Below are 18,152 nucleotides of genomic sequence, written 5' to 3'. Positions count from 1 at the left end.
CTACGCGAGCGTATTTTGTCAGCCCCGCTTACAGGAATTGACCAGTCGGCTGATTGCGCTAGGTGTAAAGTTACGATTCAGTATCCATCCAGTAGCCGGGCGTTTACCTGGACATATGAACATGCTGCTGGCGGAAGCAAAAGTCTCCTACGATATAGTGCTGGAGATGGAGGAGATTAATGACGACTTCAGTGATACCGACGTGGTGCTGGTCATCGGCGCCAACGACACCGTTAACCCTGCTGCACAGGAAGATCCCGGAAGCCCCATCGCAGGTATGCCGGTACTGGAAGTGTGGAAAGCACAGCAGGTGGTGGTGTTCAAACGTTCGATGAATACTGGCTACGCAGGCGTACAGAACCCCCTGTTCTTTAGAGAAAATACCACTATTCTGTTTGGTGATGCAAAAGCGAGCATAGAGGCGATACTTGCGCAGCTCTAATTAATTGATTAGACGTACTGGATGCATTGCAGAGGGTGATGGAAGAGTACATCACCACCTGAAATTTTGCTCGAGTCAGAATCAGGGTATTACATTGAATATCAACACTGTTCGCTCAGCGCAGGATAGTTCTGACACATTGTTAAAAAATAAGAAGCTCACACCAAGGTAATACACGTCGGTATGACTGCTGTATAACATAATAATGGATAGGCCGGGGATAGGGGAGCTTCAGTTTTTCAGCTTCTGAATTGAGAACTTTAGTGAATGGGATGATAGAGGATATCGTTTGAATTATGCAGAGTCTAATGGTGCTTTAAGGATTGGGATATCGGGAAAGGCGTAGCTTATAACGAATGGGTTGTATCAATGGCCGCGTGAATCGGCAATGCGCTGCTGTAACCATAATTCGACTTCGCTTTTCTTCCAGCGGGAACTGCGGCCCAGTTTGATTGGCTTCGGGAACAGGCCATCTTTAATCAACTTATAGAACCATTTATCCGTCAGCCCCGTTAGCTTTGTGATGAAGCGCATATCCACCAGTTGGTCATCGAGTAAAGAAATTTGTTCTGTCATGATGCTGTCTTCCATTGTGGGATTATCCTGAGCTGGTGGTTGATTGCTCGTTACCACCAGCCCTTCCACATCAATGGATTGATACGTAAAAAAGTGCAGAACGTGAGTTATAGCGTGCGAGGACGCCCCAGTCCGCTGGGCGGCGGTACCTCACTGGCTCCGTAGTAATAGTGACCGTGCTTTTGTTCTTCTTTGGCAAGGTAGCTGATGATGTAGCGCAGGTTATCGATGGCTTCGGTATCATCGTAGTTCACTGGCTTATCAATACTGACTTCATAAGTGGACTTGTATTCGCAGCGGTTGTAATAGCCTTCTCGTTGCGTTATTTCCCGCCATATTGTTCCTACTCTCTCAGCTATTGGGTAGGTAGCCTGATTAAGGTGCCTGTCGAGATAGAACACGATATGGGCATGGCACCCGTGGTCTACAGAGTTCTCGAGAACCCAGAAATATCCTGCCAGATTTGTGTGCTGCAGGGTGCGTTCAACCAGCATGCGCACCTCTCGCTCTGTTTCATTCCATGAATGACGTTTATAGCGCTCTGTACCTTTTTGATAGAACAGGTCGAGTCTGAGTGCCTGTATTCGGGAGTACCGGTTCAGTAGCTGATTCAGGTGGTCATTGAGTAGAGACAGTAGAAACCAGTTCATCGTGTATCTGGAATTAAAAGGGTAAGGTGTGTGCATTGATTTATCCTTTGTCAGGTGGAGTGCAAAGGATTGGGATGAGATGTAATTTTTAAGAGAAGCGGGGATACGGCAGATACAAGGAACTGTGTATCCAGGGGATGACAGGCAGGGTTAATGATTGGGGGGGAAGGAACAGTGAACAGAGTGGTATAGAAACAGGGAGTGCCCCTTAATTATACTAAAAACCCAAATGTTCATATCTGCTGTTGAGCGATTTAATGAGGTGATCAGAGGGGATTCATAGAGTAAAAACCACAAGAATAAAGCAGTAAAATGTCAGAGTATTATCACAATAAAATCAGCAGGATATCATTTGAAAATCAGTCATTCTTCAGGTCTGTGACCCGACTCCACCAACCAAAAAGGTGCTAATGCTAATCTGTTTTTGGGAGTCAGAAGCAGAGGGAAGAGACGATGTTGCATTACGATATGATCCGCCACGAGATAATGTACATAAAAACGCTGGATAGCTTTTTCAATACAGATCACTCGTTACTGTGCAGTACTTATGATACGCCGGATGATTTTAGACGCTTGATCTCTCAGATACTTGAACGACATTTTCTTGGCGATCAGGGCAGAATCAAAGTTGCGCGGAAAACACTTAAAGAATGGGCCGACCTGCAACTGATTGATAAAGATTATTTTGATTGTTTCAAAGGTACACCAAGAGCATCGTGGTTTGCTCACCATTATATTTTTGAATACCCAGCAAAATCTGCAGGGTTGACACTTGGTGGATTGGGGAATGATGTCGGTTGTACAGGTGGTTTTAATTCTCTTTTAATGGAAGATAATATCTTCACAAATCTTGATTTCTCTAAATTTAATTTCGACCTGGATGATATTGATTGGGACCTGATAACAAATCCACAGGCTACTGCTTCGAAAAAACCGAAACGTGTTTTCTCCCGATTTTATCTGAACGCGGGAGCAAGTACCGATCTGTACAACCCCACTCCGGTAACTGAGCGTGAACTGATCAATGGTGTGATGAGGTACATTGATGAAGCTCCATGCTCACTTGGAGATAAGATCTCTTATTTCAAAAAGCTGCATGAGCGCTGGCTTGAGCAATATGATTTTTTTCTGACAGATTTTGACTGGATGTCGCGTGATGATGAAACTCAGTTAGTATATCTCTGGGACTATCTCAAAGGAAAAGGACGAATAGCGGGCTATCTTCGCCCTTATAATACGTCTATGCGCTATGACATGATTATTGCGGCTATAGATGTGTGGAACGTCCAATCTGAAGAGAAGCTGGAGTTTATTGAGAAGATGAAACATGCCTGGCAGTCATCAAAATCTTATCGGCGATCCGCCAAATAGCGTTGTGATCTCAGTGGTTTCTGCGTCTGATTTCTCAGTATTGTAATCAATCTTAATGGACCAAGGTCTATAGCTATCTCTCTCTTGTCCCGTTACGTAGAGAGCACCATAGCCGAGGCATGGAAGTTAGAACTTTTACTTCTGGCTCGAAGCGTACAAACTGACTGATCTGAAGGTCCGCAATGAGCGAACAGCGGACCTTCAATCGAAGTGATGAATTAACAAAGTAAGCTCTCACGCTATTTCAATATCACTTTTTTTTAGAAAACAATTTGGTGCGAACATTCTTCAAAAATTCGCTATAGCGCATTCCGCTGGCTGAGATGATAATGCGCTGAGCAAGCATCAGCCCTGCCGCCATATACAAAAACGCCAGCAACCAGGTAGAGAAGTGAATCTCCGTATTCACGGCTATATAGTGGAGGGTATGGTTATAAATAGCTAACTGAAATGGCTCGGGATTTGGCGGGAGTAATTTTCTCAAAGCGTGAAGGAGTGAAACCAGAAAATGTCGGTGTCTTTAGCGGCCGTGCTCTTGTTTCATACAGAGCACTGCTGACTGCCGCGAGCGGCTGATCGCAGGCCCCCCCGGGGTTCAATAGGAAAATCCCGCTAGCACGTTACTGCAGCTACGCAAATGAATGACCTGCCCGTAACAAATTACGCTAACACCCGCGAATGTCAGGCTCCCTTCAACAGGTGTAAAAGCGCCTCCCCCGACACTTTACGGCGGTGCACGTCATCATGGCAGACATTACAGAGCGTAATTAAGTTATCCAGCGTATTTTCACCGCCGTCAGCATGATGCTCTATATGATGCAATTCAAGGAACGTTCGGGGGTCATTTGCTGTTTTACGGGCGTGCAACCAGCCACAGTTCCGGCAGGCGTGATGATCGCGCTCAAGGACGGCTACGCGCACCGGATCAGGAATTTTCCGGTCATGTACCTCAGCCTGACGATCTTCCTCAAGCAAATAGGCCCCCACTTCAAGCTCCGGTCGGCCTGAATTCCTGGTGGCAATCGGCCAGCCCTCTTCGGTACGCAGCTCGCGTGTACGGCGGGCCCATTCCTTACTGTCGTTTGCAAGATAACGTAACTCTTCGCCCGTTACCGGACGGCCAACGTTTTTACGCAGATAGGAGAGAATTTTGTCTTTCGTCGAAAGCTTACTTCGCCGCAGAACATTAGCCTCATTCCATCGCAGGGCGGCCTCCCTGTCCTGTTCTGTTGTCATCAGCGCATAGACATCCGTTTTAAGAGCGGTCATTGTGCGGGCCTGGAGTTCCTCCAGCGTTATCTCATCCTGTTCAATCATTTCCTTCAGCGTGGTACCGCTTAATACGGACCAGCCAAACTGGACCCGGAGCTCTCTTATCCGCCGCGCATACTCACTTATCCCAGCCACCACCATCAGTTCATCCCCGTGAATGATGACGCGCGGATATTTGATGAGATAAGCCAGAATACGGTCGCGTGCCGAATTACAGCCCTCCTCATGCATCAGAGAGCTGCCGAGATCCCGCAGCAGATGGTTGGCAGGGATGAGAGAAAGAACCTGTTCCCGCAGGGAGTCCTCTGCGAGCTTGTGTTCAAAATCGGTAATTAACGCTAGGAGCTGTTTACGCAGCGTTTCCGGTTCGCTCTTCTTCGATCTTCTCGCCATGTTGAATCTGATATTCCATTAAAGTAAGCACATAGGTCGCAATTGTTTGCGCAAACACGGGCGGAACCGCGTTTCCAATCTGACGTGCGATCTCGGTTTTTGATCCAAGGAAAACAAAATCATCCGGGAAACTCATCAGGCGCGCCGCTTCCCGGTGCGTAATTGGGCGGTGTGATTCCGGATGCAGATAACGCCCTTTCTCGGGTTTGAAGAACTCGGTGCGAATCGTTACGGAAGGACGTTCCCACCACAAACGGCCAAACAAATCCGTACCACCGGACGTTTTTTTGATCCAGCAGGCAGGCGTAATATCGGGTCTGTTTTTTTGTAAGTCGAAACGGTTCCCGCCGACCGGCACAGCACGATAACGCTCCTGAGACAGTGCAGTCGGGTTTCGCCCAAAATGCAGATCTAAAGGCGGAGGCAGATCGCGCACTTCTGTACCAACCGGCTCCGGTAAATCACCGATGAATTCTCTGACCGTCAGCCAGGCAGGCAGATCTCCGGCTTTATCGGGATGCCGATGCGACGGCGCAGGCGGGAACGCAGGGATGCCCCCCCGCACAAAACGGTCTTTCTTAATGCCGATCGCAATGGCACGTTTACGCGTCTGGGGGACACCATAGTCTGCCGTATTCAGCACAGAAGGGTTGAGAAGCAAAAAGCCCATACTCTCCGCACGTTCACGGATATCCTGGAATTCATCACTGGTTAACAGACCCGGGACATTTTCCATCACAAAGACAGAAGCGCCCGATCGCTCAATGATGTCCATGTACGGTTCCCAGAGCGCGCGTCGATGGTCTCCTTCCCGGTTTTTATTGAGTAAACTGAACCCCTGACACGGCGGCCCACCGATAACAATATCCGCTTCAGGCACGGTATTTTCCGTGATCCACTCTTCTATGTTGGTGACGATGCCATGCTCGCCAAAGTTGGCGTTGTACGTTCTGATGGCCGCCTTATCATTGTCCAGAGCCAGAACGCTTTCAAAATGAGCGCCATTCTTCCCTTTCATGAAGCCGCAGGACAAGCCGCCAGCGCCACAAAACAGATCAATGATCTTTAATTTATTGGTTTTACTCATTCAGACAGTATCCCGTATCCCGCTTCAGTCTCGACAGATAAGTCTATCATAAAGTGAATCTGTATGTATGCACAGTACCACCAGTGGAAACTTGGCTCAGATGAAGTGCCAACGCGCGTATGGGCTGAATGTCCGTTTCTGGCACTAAGCGGACATCGTTCAATTCTGGACTGCACAATTTCCTTTACGTGTTAATCAAATATTCCAAATAATTTCAGATAGATATCACCTCTGTGAATCCCCGCCTTCCTGACTGGAACGCGGGGTTTTTAATTTTTCACGCTGAGACTACTGTATGAATAAACCTGACGGCCTTCAGGCCTTTGAACAACCGCTCGCGTCGCTTCCGCACACGCTTCGCCAGCTTATTCTTGAACGTATCCAGAACCTGACCCATTACGAGCCGGTGATTGGCATCATGGGCAAAAGTGGTGCTGGTAAATCCTCTCTCTGCAACGAACTTTTCCGGGGCGAGGTGTCCCCGGTGAGTGACGTGAACGCCTGTACTCGCGACGTACTGCGCTTCCGATTGCGCAGCGGTCGTTACAGTCTGGTGATTGTCGATTTACCGGGGGTAGGTGAAAATGGGCTACGGGATCATGAGTACCGAGCCCTGTATCGTCGAATGCTGCCGGAGCTGGACCTGGTGCTGTGGGTCATTAAGGCCGACGACCGGGCGCTGTCGGTGGACGAGCAGTTCTGGCAGGGTGTGATGCAACCTTACCGGCAGCAGGTGCTGTTCGTGCTGAATCAGGCCGACAAAATCGAACCCTGCCACGAATGGGATACTCGTACCAGCACACCTTCATCACAGCAAAAGGCAAACCTGAAGGAGAAAAAGGATGCCATTACTGCGATTTTTCGCCCCAGTCATCCGGTCTGTGTGGTGTCCGCCAGCACTGGATGGGGCATTGAGGAGATGGTGGCAACCATGATGCGTTGTCTGCCTGACCGCGCCACCAGCCCGGTGGTGACACAACTGCGCGGGAGACTCTGCACAGAGCCGGTAAAGTCGCAGGCCCGTGACAGTTTCGGTGAAGCTGTGAGCCGGGTTTTCGATACCGCAGAATCATCTTCGTTCCTGTCTGTACCACTGAAAACGGTGATTCGTAGCGTGCGTGATGCGGTGGTGTCGGTCGCACGGGCCGTCTGGGACTGGATATTCTTCTGATATCGCAATTTTCTCTGCGAATGATGAATTGGTTGTTAATGATGTGTTGATTGTGGACACGTCCTTTCCACTGCGTTTTATCATCAATTAAATCAGGCGAAGCATCATTGTCTGTCAGACGAGCGCCCACAAGGCTGAACTGCTCATAAAAAATAGTTCCGATGTTGTCCATACCCTGTCCACTCCTTCCTTTAAAGTAATCAGTATTAATTCAGAGAGTTAACTTCTCAGGAGAAATCTTTCATGACGCTTCAGGAGCGGCGACATGACCGGCTTGCCGTCAGGTTGTCGTTGATTATTAGCCGCCTGGTGTCCGGTGAAACTCTGTTTATTCGCAAACTGGCAACTGAATTCGGGGTGTCAGAGCGCACGCTGCGTCGTGACTTTCGGGAACGTCTGATGTATCTCGACCTGGATTATTACCAGGGGCAGTGCAGTCTGCGCTCGGATATTCACAGTACGCGGCAGGAAATAGATATTCTGACCTTTGCTCACCGCACGGGGCTGGCCGGGGTTTTCCCTGGCTTTGACCGGCGACTGATCAGCAGCCTGCTGGACTGTGATGATCGACCCTGTCTGGTATGGCATCAGGACAGACCTCATCCCCCGGCAGGAAAGCTCTGCTTCTACAGGCTGGTCAGAGCTATTTCGGGATGTCAGCGCATCACCGTTCTGACTGAAGGGGAGCGTCATGAGGCCATCGCACCTTACCGACTAATCGCTCTTGACGGTTACTGGTATCTTGTCGCTGAACATAACAGGCAATTACGTGTCTTCCGGCTGGATGAGATTCATCTGGTAAGGCCATCGCGGGAAACATTTATTCGCAGTGAGCTTCTCTATCAACTGTCGGAGGACAAACATTTTATCTCTGCCTTACCTCATTTCCGTTTTATTCAGCAGTCGCTGAATTCATTTTCTCCCTCAGAAAGTCGGGGGCAATCCGGACAAACTGATTAGAGATGGTCTCCACAATTGAATGTAAGGTTAATCTAATGAAAAAATTGAAATTATTGTCTTTACTGCCAGTCATATTTTTTCCCTTACTTATCGCAGGTAATGCTCACGCAGCACGTCCTTATAGTGGGTTCCTGCCTGCGGCAGTGAATAATAAGAGTGGGAATATATTCTGGTGTGATGCCCACCGACAGGTCAGAAAACTGTGTACAGCGACGGAAGTGGATTCAATGGGATGGTTTATTGTTGTTCGCTCGAAACCTTCCAGAGATTGTCCGGGTGGCATATGGGGGTGGATCACTCCCAGTAAAGACGGTGTAGCAACAGGCTATACGATTACGCCAGGTAAAGAATTCAATCTCACCATGAAGGATATGTGCAGTCCGGATATGAAAGTAACGTTCCGCACGAATAAAAAGGACCCTCGTTATGACGATCTTGTCGGGATTTATGCCGGGAAAGAAGCGTTTCGCTACAAACAAATAAAATAACCCAGCTGTTTATTCATTACTTTATTGTTTTGAACAACAAAAGCTTTATTACATGATTTGAGGACAACATTATGCGATTGCCTTACGTAATATTTACAGCAGCTATACTGGCTTCTGTATCAACAGCACAGGCTATTCCCAATATGTGGACGAGTGGTTTTGGGATGGGCGTGACCGAATATATCATTACCAGCCCGGAGAAGGTGGTGTTTAATCTGAACTGTACTGGCAATCCGGATGCGCAGAATATTCTGCAACACGGTGTTGATCTCACCCTGCCTGATGGAACATCAGTAAGTTCTCACGACGACGGGACAGAAATAACGGTCGTCATGGATAACAGTCAGTATCCGTTACCGTCATTACTCGGCTGGCGAAACGGTGACAATGCCTGGGTGTCATTTATTGACGCGCTGGGTCAGTCGTCTAATTTCGATGTTTACGTCAACAATAACAAAGTTGGCACCTTCAGTCCGGGGCTGAAGAATACGCAGAAAGAATTATCTGACCTCAGCGGCTGCAGAACCACCCATTACAGCGATTAATCCTTCACATTTCAGACCTCTCCAGCCCGCTACGTACCAACACCAGATAGCAACAGGCCATGCTCCTTCGGGAACATGGCCTTTTTTGTTTTTATTTCATTATCAGATAAGGAGTTAGCCATGCGATTAGCCAGCCGCTTTGGCCGTATAAACCAGATACGCCGTGACCGGCCTCTGACTCACGAAGAGCTGATGAGTCATGTACCCAGCGTGTTCGGGAGTGACAAGCATGAATCTCGTTCAGACAGGTACACCTACATCCCGACCATCACCATCCTCGAAAGCCTGCAGCGTGAAGGCTTTGAGCCGTTCTTTGCCTGCCAGACAAAGGTTCGCGACCAGAGCAAGCGGGAACACACCAAACACATGCTTCGCCTGCGTCGTGCCGGTCAACTGACCGGACATCAGGTGCCGGAAATCATTCTACTTAACAGCCATGACGGCTCATCAAGCTACCAGATGCTGCCGGGCCTGTTTCGTGGCGTCTGTACCAACGGCCTGGTCTGCGGCCAGTCATTCGGCGAAGTGCGGGTACCGCATAAAGGGAATGTTGTCGAGAAGGTGATTGAAGGGGCTTACGAAGTGCTCGGGGTCTTTGACCGGGTGGATGAGAAACGCGATGCAATGCAGTCTCTGGCGCTACCTGTACCCGCCCGTCACGCACTGGCAAACGCTGCACTGAAGTATCGATTTGGTGAGGACCACCAGCCGGTCACGGTATCGCAGTTGCTGACCCCTCGTCGCCGTGAGGACTACAGCGATGACCTGTGGACCGTCTACCAGCGCGTGCAGGAGAACCTGATGAAAGGAGGTCTGTCAGGGCGAACCGCACAGGGGAAAAGCAGCCGCACCCGTGCTGTTACCGGTATTGATGGTGATGTGAAGCTCAATCGTGCCCTGTGGGTAATGGCAGAAAACATGCTCGATTTTTTCGGGCGTTAAACAACAGTTCCGGCATAAGGAGATAGTTTAATGAATACACAAAATCATCAGTTCGCGGAGCATACCGCAATTACTGCCTCAGTGGTTCCGGACGAGTTACGCATCGGCTTCTGGCCGCAGCACTTTGGCTCCATCCCACAATGGATAACCCTTGAACCTCGCATTTTCGCCTGGATGGATCGGCTGTGTGCCGATTACCACGGTGGTATCTGGCGCTTTTCGACACTCAGCAACGGCGGTGCTTTCATGGCTCCTGAGTCAGAGCACGATAAGACGTGGGCATTGTTCAACAGCATGAACGGCAATGGCGCAGAGCTTACCAGTGAAGCTGCAGGGATGGTCGCCTGTCTGATGGCTTACAACCACCATGCCTGTCGCACCGAGTGTGACGCGATGACTGAACACTATTATCTCTTACGCGACTACGCGCTAAACCATCCGGAATGCAGCGCCATTATGCATCTAATCGACTGAGGAATACCTGACATGAATACCGTATTATCCCCGGTGTCAACGCAGCCTGAACTCTTTCCACTGGCGATTATGGCCCCGCATGGTTATTTGCTACCTGCGACCTCCGGATTAACTCCCTATGCCCAACGCACCATTCGCCGCGCTATCAATCTACTGGATAAATATCTGCGTCAGCCCGGCATATCCTTTACCTCCAGTACTGCAGCTCGTGACTGGCTTCGGCTACAGCTGGCCGGACAGGAGCGGGAAGTGTTTATGGTGCTCTATCTCGATAACCAGCATCGTTTACTGGAGAGCGAAACGCTATTTGCCGGTTCGGTTAACCATGTCCAGGTCCATCCCCGTGAAGTGGTGAAGTCAGCGCTTCGCTTTAATGCTGCAGCTGTCGTGCTGGTGCATAACCATCCATCCGGTGATCCGGAGCCCTGCCAATGCGATCGCAACATTACGGGCAGGCTTAAAGAAGCGCTGGCACTGGTTGATGTGAACACGGTTGATCATCTGGTTATCGGATCAGATGGCATTGTGTCGTTTGCTGAGCGAGGCTGGATATGAGGGTACTTCAATGAAATCTACTGATTCAGAGAACGATTCACTTCTCCAGTGGGGGCTGAATCGTAATGTGACGCCTTGCTTTGGCGCTCGTCTGGTACAGGAGGGAAACCGGCTTCACTATCTGGTTGACCGGGCCAGCATTACCGGTGAATTCAGTAACGCAGAATCTTTGAAGTTGGATGAAGTATTCCCACATTTTATCAGCCAGATGGAGTCGATGTTGACTACTGGTGAAATAAATCCTCGCCATGCCCACTGTGTCACCCTGTACCACAATGGTTTCACCTGCGAAGCCGATACCCTTGGCAGTTGCGGCTACGTATACATCGCCGTTTACCTCACTCATCGTTAACTACTTTCACAAGAGCAAATATGAAAACTCTACCTGCAACAACTCCGCAGGCGGCGAAGCTATGTCTGTCGCCCGTGTCTGTCTGGCAAATGCTGCTTGCACGCCTGCTGGAACAACATTATGGCCTGACACTCAACGATACACCATTCAGTGATGAAACGGTAATTCAGGAACATATCGATGCCGGTATATCTTTGGCCGATGCCGTGAATTTTCTGGTGGAAAAGTATGAGCTGGTTCGTATTGATCGCAGAGGGTTTAGTTGACAGGAGTAATCACATTATCTTCAAGTTGTAGATATCCTGCGGGCACGACAAGCTTGGCAGCTCAAGCAAGTAACCTTGATTAACCAATTTCATAGAATTTAATATGCTCACCATAACAGGCAGATTACTCTGCCTGTTATGGTGTATGCATGAGGTTTGAGAGTTTACAAAACATGGGTTCAAAAGTTTAAAACACTTTTATCCACTGCAATACATTGCTGGGCTGATTTTTTTATTTCTTCTCTAGCCTTTTTTTCTATTTCTTCAGACAGTATGTCGAAGATTATGCTTTCACGGAATTTTTTTGTCGTTTCTTTAGGACAGACAAGATAAACTCCGCCATATGAAAAAAAGATAACTCCTGATACTAAGCTAAATTTTTTATCCTCTGAGAGCTGATACTTCCATCCTCTGCTATGAAGCATTTCAGAAGGAATTTCATCCGTTTTGATAGAAATTGTAACTGGTTCCATGATCGTCATCCCAGTCATCCGAAATGCCATGTTGACAATCAGTAACGGAATGACGTGCATGAAGGCTGATGACAGTAGTAATAAAGCGAAAACAACACCTGTAGTATTTCTCAGAGGTTTAAACCATCCTCTAGAGAAATCTTGTCGTAAAAAAAAGATGCATGGAAATATATTGATTACTATTACTAATGTACCATACACAAGGAATAACGAGGTCTGCTGGTAGTCATCCATTCCATTTTCGACGTGTAAGAATTTGCTCAATAGTGTTATTGGGAAGACTACTAGCCAGCAATTGATCCCCAGTAGAAAGGGTTTCATTGAGTAATCTAATAGTAGAATTTTTATTTTTGTTATCGCGTTTAATGACTTCAGATGAGTGTGTATGCTTTTTCTCTGAAGAATAAATGTAATAAAAACACTAATAATGCCAGTCAATAACATCAAGGCTATGAAAGTAAATTCTCCTGGGTCTATATCAAACAAAGATATTAAAGCAACAAATGTTATGCAGAGAAAAGAGCTTCCAGCATAAATAAATGCTTGAAGTACTTTCTTTCGCTTTGACTTGGCATTATTTTGATTGCCATGTATAACGAGGCATCCTAACAAACAGGGTAGAAACAGTACGCCACAGAACAATATAATGCTACTTAAAAATATTATTCCAGAGAAGGAGAACAGCTCGTTAAAAGTGACAGCTTGAAGGAATATATCTAGACGGCCAATCCACGTTAGATAAAACCAGATAAAAATGGCAGTGAGCGTCATTAGAACGATGCTGAATCCTGCTCCAAGGCGAAGTATTCCACCATGGCTATTGTTTGTTGAGTCTGACATTCTTATTCCTTAGAGTCCCTTGAATGAGGAGTTCAGATATACAATAATATACGGAGAGAAAAAACATTTATAACAAGCTATTAGCAAAGAAGTTCAACTTTACTTAGCTTTCTTTGTCTGGGGGGTACAACCGCGTTAGGTTGCAGTACTTCGCGTGATTTTGTAGATTCATTACTGTCTGGTTTTTGAAGTGGATAATAATTGAGTATACAACTGAGTATACATCAATAATGTATGGATTTTTAATTTATTATAATTCAGTAGATTAACGTTGAAATTCGAGTCCGGCCTTCGTATCATGAGTGAGTGCCGGAGTGGTGATATGTTTGCGGATAACGTCTTTTAACACTGTGTCCGGGTCGTTGGCTGAATGCACGACACCAGCAACGGTACAGGCTTCCCGGCCTAAGCATGTGTAGCATCTGAATAGCGCTTTATCGTGATTCTGTATGGACCTACCCTTTGCAGTTTCTCATGATAAAAACACTGCTTCCTTTTCATGTGTTGCCAGTAATTCATCAAAATCTTAAAGTTTTTCGCACCTCGGAGCCATTTCTGCGCGCAGCTTTTTTATTTCCTTTGTCACCATGTGAATCGTTATAGATATATTTGTATAATCGCGTGACGTTATTTTTTTTGACTAACCAATCCTGAAAATGCTGATATCTCATGTCATTAAGTAAAGGCATTGGATTCAAATGTCCAAAAAAACATATTTTTTGAGATGACGGGGTTCCCTTCCTCTGATTGATATCAATGTACTAATTCTGCTCATCAAATACAGTTCTCAGATATTAGCAATATTTTGGAAGAAAAATGAAAAAGATAATCATGGTCTCAGTCATCTTATGTTTATGCGGGTGCGCCGATAAGAGTTCTCCTGAACGCCATTCACTGTATTTTGCGCGTCATGATCCAACAATGGTTGGAGGAAACTATCGAGCAGATCCTATGGCAACAGCCGAACTTAATTTACATACTTACCAGGATATCTATAAGCAAGGGCAAGATGCCAAATCTAAAGGCGTGACTCCAGTCCAGGCTCATGAGATAGCTGAACAAGTTTACATGTCAGGTGTGAATGCAACGGGGGGAGAGCAAACCTATATGCATCTTAAAGAACATAAAACTCAAATAACGCCGGATGAAAGAGCATCTCAATTATGGGGACAAACCCTAAAAGAGACATTTTTAGATGGTTATAACGGAGTTAAATAAATTTATATCGATGTTGTTCGGTGAAGCCGATTAACAGTCATGCGGGCATGGTGAGAATAATATTGCTAGTTGTTGTTATTGTGTTGAACGGGGGCTCCCATGGTTCCAAATGGATGTGTCAAAGCAAACGCTCTAAGTAACTGTACATTCGAAATCAAAACAAAAAATTAGCCTATTTATAATTATGCTTCGATAGTGCAACGGTCTATTCAAGATAGATTTTATGATGCTGCCAGTTATGAAGGGGATACCCTGCATGATCTTACCCAGCATTAATGCACAGGCAGTACTGCACAAAGTCTTTACCGCGCTCGGCATCACCATAGTGCAAAGCGCGGAAAAGAAATAAATCAGCCCTCAGGTTTTGCGAGATGGATAAGCGTGTCGACTCGCGCTGGGGAGAGCGGTTCGCGCGGCTGCGGTAGCGGCCAGCCGTACAGCCAGCGGGCGCTGGTGGCGCAGACTTTTCCCTGGCAGGCCCCCATTCCACAGCGTGAGGCGAGCTTTGCCGCCTGCCAGCTTTCGGCGTTTTGTACCTCGCCACAACGAATATCCTCACAACGGCAGAGCAGCGTATCTGCGGTGGTCGCGGCTTTTAGCGACTCCGGCAGCGCAAACGTCGTATGCAACGCCTGGGCAAAACGCTGCCAGCGCGCGCGCGCGGAGATGGCGCTTTGGGCCTTTTGCGGACAATTTGCTGCGGCATAGCCAGCAATTTCTCCCTCGGCTAACGCCAGCTCGCTGCCGCCAAAGCCGGTGCATTCTCCTGCCGCATAGATATCCTGCACGCTGGTGCGTTGCTCCGCATCGACCCAAATAGCCAGATTTTCTGTTTTGCAGCCAAAGATTGCGCCAGGTTCTATATTCGGTACCAGTCCATAGCCAATGGCCAGCCTGTCGCAGGCGATCTCCCGGGTTTGTCCCTGGTGGCGCACGGTCACTGACTGAAGACAGGGATCACCCTGCGCATGGATGACCTGGCTTGCCGGATGATAACGGGCTGGAAAGAGCTCGCCGAACTGACGCAATTTTTCAGGCCAGCGCCAGAGCCCGGTTGCGAAACGGGTCAGTGCGCTCATCGGTGCCTGTTCGATGATGGCGACGATATTCCCGCCTGCGCGTTTCACCGTACTGGCAACCGCCAGCAGAAGAGGACCGCTGCCTGCAATGACCACGCGTTCCTCCTTGAGCTGCAGGCCGTGTTTTATCTGCGCCTGTAAGCCTCCGGCCCCCGTCACATTGGGTAGTGTCCAGCCGGGAAAAGGCAGCGAGAGTTCTCTGGCGCCGCAGCATAAAATCAGCCGCTGCCAGCGGATTTCGCCGCAGTCGTCTGCGGTTTCGAAGACTACGGAATGTGGGGTGGGGCGAGCAATTAGCCGGGCACCGTTCAGCAGCGTAATGTGGGGATGTTCCGCCACCGCCTGACGAAGCCGTCTGGCGTGCCGGGGGAGTGAGACCTGCGGCCCGTCGCGCCAGATTTGCCCGCCGGGGCGCGGGTTGTCATCAAGGATGATCACCGATTTTCCACAGCGTGCGGCAGCCAGTGCCGCCGACAATCCGGCTGGCCCTGCGCCAAGGATCAGAATCTCACAGTCAACGCTTTGCATGATGGCTCCTTTCAATCACCATTTCGGGCTGGCATTCCGTCTGGCAGGCCAGCACCCGGTGTCCGTTCACCGTGACGCGGCACTCCTGGCAAACACCCATTCCGCAGAAGGGCGCGCGCAGTTGACCGCTCACCGAACGGCGGGTCGCGCCGTTGCCCACCAGGGCCAGTGCTGCGGCAATACTCATTCCGACGGGAACCTCACAGCTCTGGCCGTCGATAATTACGTTCAGGGTCGTCATGCGATGGCCTCCTGCTTGTGCAGGCGAGCGGGGAGCCAGGCGTCCGGGGATACCGCCGGGCGCTCGCCAAGGATCTGGGCGCAAAGTAACTCGGCGGTTGCTGGCGCGGTTGTGACGCCCAGTCCTTCATGCCCCAGCGCCAGCCAGATACCCGGACGTGCAGGATGTGGGCCAATCAGCGGGTTGCCGTCAGCCGATGCCGCCCGAAAACCGCTCCAGCAACGGATGATATTTAGTGTCTCCAGAGAGGGTAAAAAATGGCGTGCTCGCGCCAGCATCTGTGCCAGCAGGGGGAGGTCAACCTCGCGGTCAGTGTTATCAAACTGGCGGGAGGAGCCAATCAGCAACTGTCCGGTGGGGCGTGGCTGAATGTTAAATGCCACTGAGGTGCCGCCTGCATGGGCGCTGGCACCGTATCCCAACTCTACCAGCTGGTGGCTGAGCAAGGGGCCGTAGCGGTCGGTGATCGCCAGCTGACCTTTTTTGGGTCTGAGCCAGTTTTCACCCAGTAGCGTGTTGGCACTCAGACCGCTGGCGATGACGATGGCGCGCGCGCGCAGTCGTTTGCCGCTGTGTAGGGTGACGTAAGGGGCATCAACAGAGAGGGCGCTATCCCGAAGATGCGTTAAATCGGCACCGTTAATAAACCAGCGGGCGACGTTTGGGGCGTAAACTATCCCGTCGCCGGGGACCCACAGCCCGCCAGCGAGTCCGGCGGTGAGCAGCGGTTCGCGTGCGGCAAGCCGATCGCGGGTCTGCATTTCGCTGACAACCTGGTATCGTGCCATCCGTTGTTGCTTTTCTTCTGCCAGCGCAAGCTCTTGCGGCGTTTCCGCCAGCCACAGCGTGCCGCATCCGCGCCAGGCACAGCTTTCCGGCATCCGGGGCGTCAGTTTGCGCCAGCTCTCCAGAGACCAGGCGGAGAGTGCGAGCTCCGCAGGATCGTCATCCATGCACACCAGGTGGCCCATACCCGCCGCCGTCGCGCCTGCATTGCCGTCATCAATCAGCGTGACTCGCTGCCCGCGAGCGGCCAGTTGCCAGGCGCAGGCGGCCCCGATAATCCCGGCACCGATGACGATGACGTCACTTTCGATCACAGAGAGATCCCCCAGCAGAACGGATCTTCAGGATTGAGGATCAGCTTGTTATCACCACAGACCCATGCCTCTCCGCGGATCGTCGGGACGATCTTGTCGCCATGCGGCACGAAATGCGCCGTAAACTCGCTGCCGATGATGCTCGCCTGCCGCCATGATTCTCCGGATTTGAGTTTTCCGTCCTCTGCCAGGCAGGCCAGTTTGGCGCTGGTGCCGGTGCCGCAGGGCGATCGATCCCAGGCTTTACCGGGGCAAAGAACAAAGCTGCGGCTGTCCGCGCGATCATCTTCTGCAAACAGTTCGATATGATCGATAATGCCGTCATGTTCACCACGGATGCCTGCACGATCTAACCCTTCACGGATTGCCCATGCGTACTCCGTCAATTCAGGGATCTTTTCCGGCGAGACCGCGAACGGATGATCGTTGACGAGGAAAAACCAGTTGCCGCCCCAGGCGATATCACCCGTTACCGTACCGTGGACGGTTTCAACCTGTACCTGCTTACGCCAGCGGTAGGCCGGCACGTTTTCGACCGAGACGCTGCCATCTTCATGCAGCGTGGCGGTCACATCGCCCACCGGCGTTTCAATCAGATGTTTACCGGGTTGAATGCGCCCAAGCCATGCCAGCGAGGCAATCAGCCCGATGGTGCCGTGACCGCACATGTTCAGAAAGCCGCAGTTGTTAAAGAAAATGACTCCCGCCGTGGCCTGTGGCGAAACCGGTTCACAGAGCAATGCACCGACCAGCACGTCGTTACCGCGTGGCTCAAGAATAATGGCTTTACGCCAGTCGTCGTAGTCGCGGGAAAAGCGCTCCCGACGCTCGCTCATGCTCCCCGTTCCCAGATCCGGAAAGCCGTCGATGACCAGGCGAGTGGGTTCACCGCCGGTGTGAGAATCAATCACTCTCAGTTCACTGTACTGCGCTGTCATAGGATCTCCGGGAAGTTAATATTTTGTTGCTAAATGCTGACGCAAGCCTTGCGTCCCGGCTTGATCGCTTTCGTCACCGCAAATGACGAAATCAGCATAATGGCCGCCGTCATCGTTAAGTCGTTATCATATTTATTTGTTATTAATCATTTCGTTAGTGGTGTGGTAAACCAAAAAAGGCAACCGCGCCA

Annotated in this window: 19 protein-coding genes and 2 pseudogenes; 12 read left to right on the top strand and 9 right to left on the bottom strand. The window is 49.8% G+C overall.

The features are described 5' to 3' along the window. Nucleotides 1-28 precede the first annotated feature (28 nt). Nucleotides 29-442: pseudogene (locus BZK41_RS03760) on the top strand (NAD(P)(+) transhydrogenase (Re/Si-specific) subunit beta); the annotation flags it as partial. A gap of 366 nt (nt 443-808) precedes the next feature. Here the strand turns inward: BZK41_RS03760 and BZK41_RS03755 are convergent. Then, nucleotides 809-1,018 carry an AlpA family transcriptional regulator gene (locus tag BZK41_RS03755; protein ID WP_072123577.1) on the bottom strand — a complete coding sequence of 70 codons (210 nt, stop codon included), beginning with the start codon at nt 1,016-1,018 and terminating at the stop codon, nt 809-811. Between the two features lie 107 nt (nt 1,019-1,125). Beyond that, a complete protein-coding gene (locus tag BZK41_RS03750) occupies nt 1,126-1,704 on the bottom strand; it encodes an inovirus-type Gp2 protein (RefSeq protein WP_079937220.1) in 579 nt (192 codons plus the stop codon). 417 nt (nt 1,705-2,121) lie between these two features. Here BZK41_RS03750 and BZK41_RS03745 point away from each other — a divergent pair, with 417 nt between their 5' ends. Further along, the gene (locus BZK41_RS03745) at nt 2,122-3,039 is read left to right on the top strand and encodes a hypothetical protein (protein ID WP_079937219.1); all 918 of its coding nucleotides are present in this window, start codon (nt 2,122-2,124) and stop codon (nt 3,037-3,039) included. A gap of 681 nt (nt 3,040-3,720) precedes the next feature. Here the strand turns inward: BZK41_RS03745 and BZK41_RS03740 are convergent. Next, nucleotides 3,721-4,704, bottom strand: coding sequence for an HNH endonuclease (locus tag BZK41_RS03740; protein WP_079937218.1), 984 nt, complete (start codon nt 4,702-4,704; stop codon nt 3,721-3,723). Then, nucleotides 4,661-5,791 carry a DNA cytosine methyltransferase gene (locus BZK41_RS03735; protein WP_079937217.1) on the bottom strand — a complete coding sequence of 377 codons (1,131 nt, stop codon included), beginning with the start codon at nt 5,789-5,791 and terminating at the stop codon, nt 4,661-4,663. The genes BZK41_RS03740 and BZK41_RS03735 overlap by 44 nt, the downstream gene beginning before the upstream one ends. Before the next feature lie 295 nt (nt 5,792-6,086). Between BZK41_RS03735 and BZK41_RS03730 the strand changes: the two genes are divergently transcribed. The 9 genes and pseudogenes from BZK41_RS03730 to BZK41_RS03690 form a co-directional block, all read left to right on the top strand. Further along, nucleotides 6,087-6,962, top strand: coding sequence for a GTPase family protein (locus BZK41_RS03730; RefSeq protein WP_079937216.1), 876 nt, complete (start codon nt 6,087-6,089; stop codon nt 6,960-6,962). 243 nt (nt 6,963-7,205) lie between these two features. After that, nucleotides 7,206-7,922, top strand: a complete 717-nt coding sequence (locus BZK41_RS03725; protein ID WP_012543038.1) for a WYL domain-containing protein — start codon at nt 7,206-7,208, stop codon at nt 7,920-7,922. 35 nt (nt 7,923-7,957) lie between these two features. Beyond that, entirely contained in the window at nt 7,958-8,410 is a 453-nt protein-coding gene (locus BZK41_RS03720; protein WP_079937215.1) for a hypothetical protein, read from the top strand. 71 nt (nt 8,411-8,481) lie between these two features. After that, on the top strand, nt 8,482-8,955 hold the full coding sequence (locus tag BZK41_RS03715) for a hypothetical protein (RefSeq protein ID WP_079937214.1): 474 nt from the start codon (nt 8,482-8,484) through the stop codon (nt 8,953-8,955). A gap of 120 nt (nt 8,956-9,075) precedes the next feature. Continuing rightward, nucleotides 9,076-9,897, top strand: a complete 822-nt coding sequence (locus BZK41_RS03710) for a DUF932 domain-containing protein (RefSeq protein WP_079937213.1) — start codon at nt 9,076-9,078, stop codon at nt 9,895-9,897. 30 nt (nt 9,898-9,927) lie between these two features. After that, nucleotides 9,928-10,371 (top strand): antirestriction protein, encoded by a 444-nt coding sequence (locus BZK41_RS03705; protein ID WP_047365977.1) that lies wholly within the window; start codon nt 9,928-9,930, stop codon nt 10,369-10,371. A gap of 12 nt (nt 10,372-10,383) precedes the next feature. Continuing rightward, the gene (gene radC / locus BZK41_RS03700) at nt 10,384-10,926 is read left to right on the top strand and encodes a DNA repair protein RadC (RefSeq protein ID WP_079937212.1); all 543 of its coding nucleotides are present in this window, start codon (nt 10,384-10,386) and stop codon (nt 10,924-10,926) included. A gap of 10 nt (nt 10,927-10,936) precedes the next feature. After that, complete coding sequence (locus tag BZK41_RS03695) at nt 10,937-11,278, top strand: type IV toxin-antitoxin system YeeU family antitoxin (protein ID WP_079937211.1); 342 nt, start codon at nt 10,937-10,939, stop codon at nt 11,276-11,278. Between the two features lie 20 nt (nt 11,279-11,298). Continuing rightward, nucleotides 11,299-11,541 (top strand): annotated as a pseudogene (locus BZK41_RS03690) (TA system toxin CbtA family protein); the annotation flags it as partial. A gap of 182 nt (nt 11,542-11,723) precedes the next feature. Here BZK41_RS03690 and BZK41_RS03685 read toward each other — a convergent pair. Then, nucleotides 11,724-12,857, bottom strand: coding sequence for a hypothetical protein (locus BZK41_RS03685; protein ID WP_079937209.1), 1,134 nt, complete (start codon nt 12,855-12,857; stop codon nt 11,724-11,726). Between the two features lie 816 nt (nt 12,858-13,673). Here BZK41_RS03685 and BZK41_RS03680 point away from each other — a divergent pair. Beyond that, on the top strand, nt 13,674-14,075 hold the full coding sequence (locus BZK41_RS03680; protein WP_139762568.1) for an Exc2 family lipoprotein: 402 nt from the start codon (nt 13,674-13,676) through the stop codon (nt 14,073-14,075). A gap of 350 nt (nt 14,076-14,425) precedes the next feature. Here BZK41_RS03680 and BZK41_RS03675 read toward each other — a convergent pair whose 3' ends face one another. Genes BZK41_RS03675 through BZK41_RS03660 form a run of 4 tightly spaced genes read right to left on the bottom strand, consistent with a single transcriptional unit; the run spans nt 14,426 to nt 17,961 of the window. Then, a complete protein-coding gene (locus BZK41_RS03675) occupies nt 14,426-15,682 on the bottom strand; it encodes an FAD/NAD(P)-binding oxidoreductase (RefSeq protein ID WP_079937207.1) in 1,257 nt (418 codons plus the stop codon). Then, entirely contained in the window at nt 15,669-15,923 is a 255-nt protein-coding gene (locus BZK41_RS03670) for a (2Fe-2S)-binding protein (protein ID WP_079937206.1), read from the bottom strand. The genes BZK41_RS03675 and BZK41_RS03670 overlap by 14 nt, the downstream gene beginning before the upstream one ends. After that, complete coding sequence (locus BZK41_RS03665; RefSeq protein WP_079937205.1) at nt 15,920-17,023, bottom strand: FAD-dependent oxidoreductase; 1,104 nt, start codon at nt 17,021-17,023, stop codon at nt 15,920-15,922. The genes BZK41_RS03670 and BZK41_RS03665 overlap by 4 nt, the downstream gene beginning before the upstream one ends. Further along, the gene (locus BZK41_RS03660; RefSeq protein WP_079937204.1) at nt 17,020-17,961 is read right to left on the bottom strand and encodes a 4-hydroxyproline epimerase; all 942 of its coding nucleotides are present in this window, start codon (nt 17,959-17,961) and stop codon (nt 17,020-17,022) included. Before BZK41_RS03660 ends, BZK41_RS03665 begins: the two co-directional genes overlap by 4 nt. Between the last annotated feature and the right edge of the window lie 191 nt (nt 17,962-18,152).

This window comes from Citrobacter sp. A316 (assembly GCF_002042945.1).
GTDB classification, from domain to species: Bacteria; Pseudomonadota; Gammaproteobacteria; order Enterobacterales; family Enterobacteriaceae; genus Citrobacter; species Citrobacter portucalensis.
Note: the sequence above shows the minus strand (reverse complement) of the source record. Positions and strands in the feature narration are given on the sequence as shown.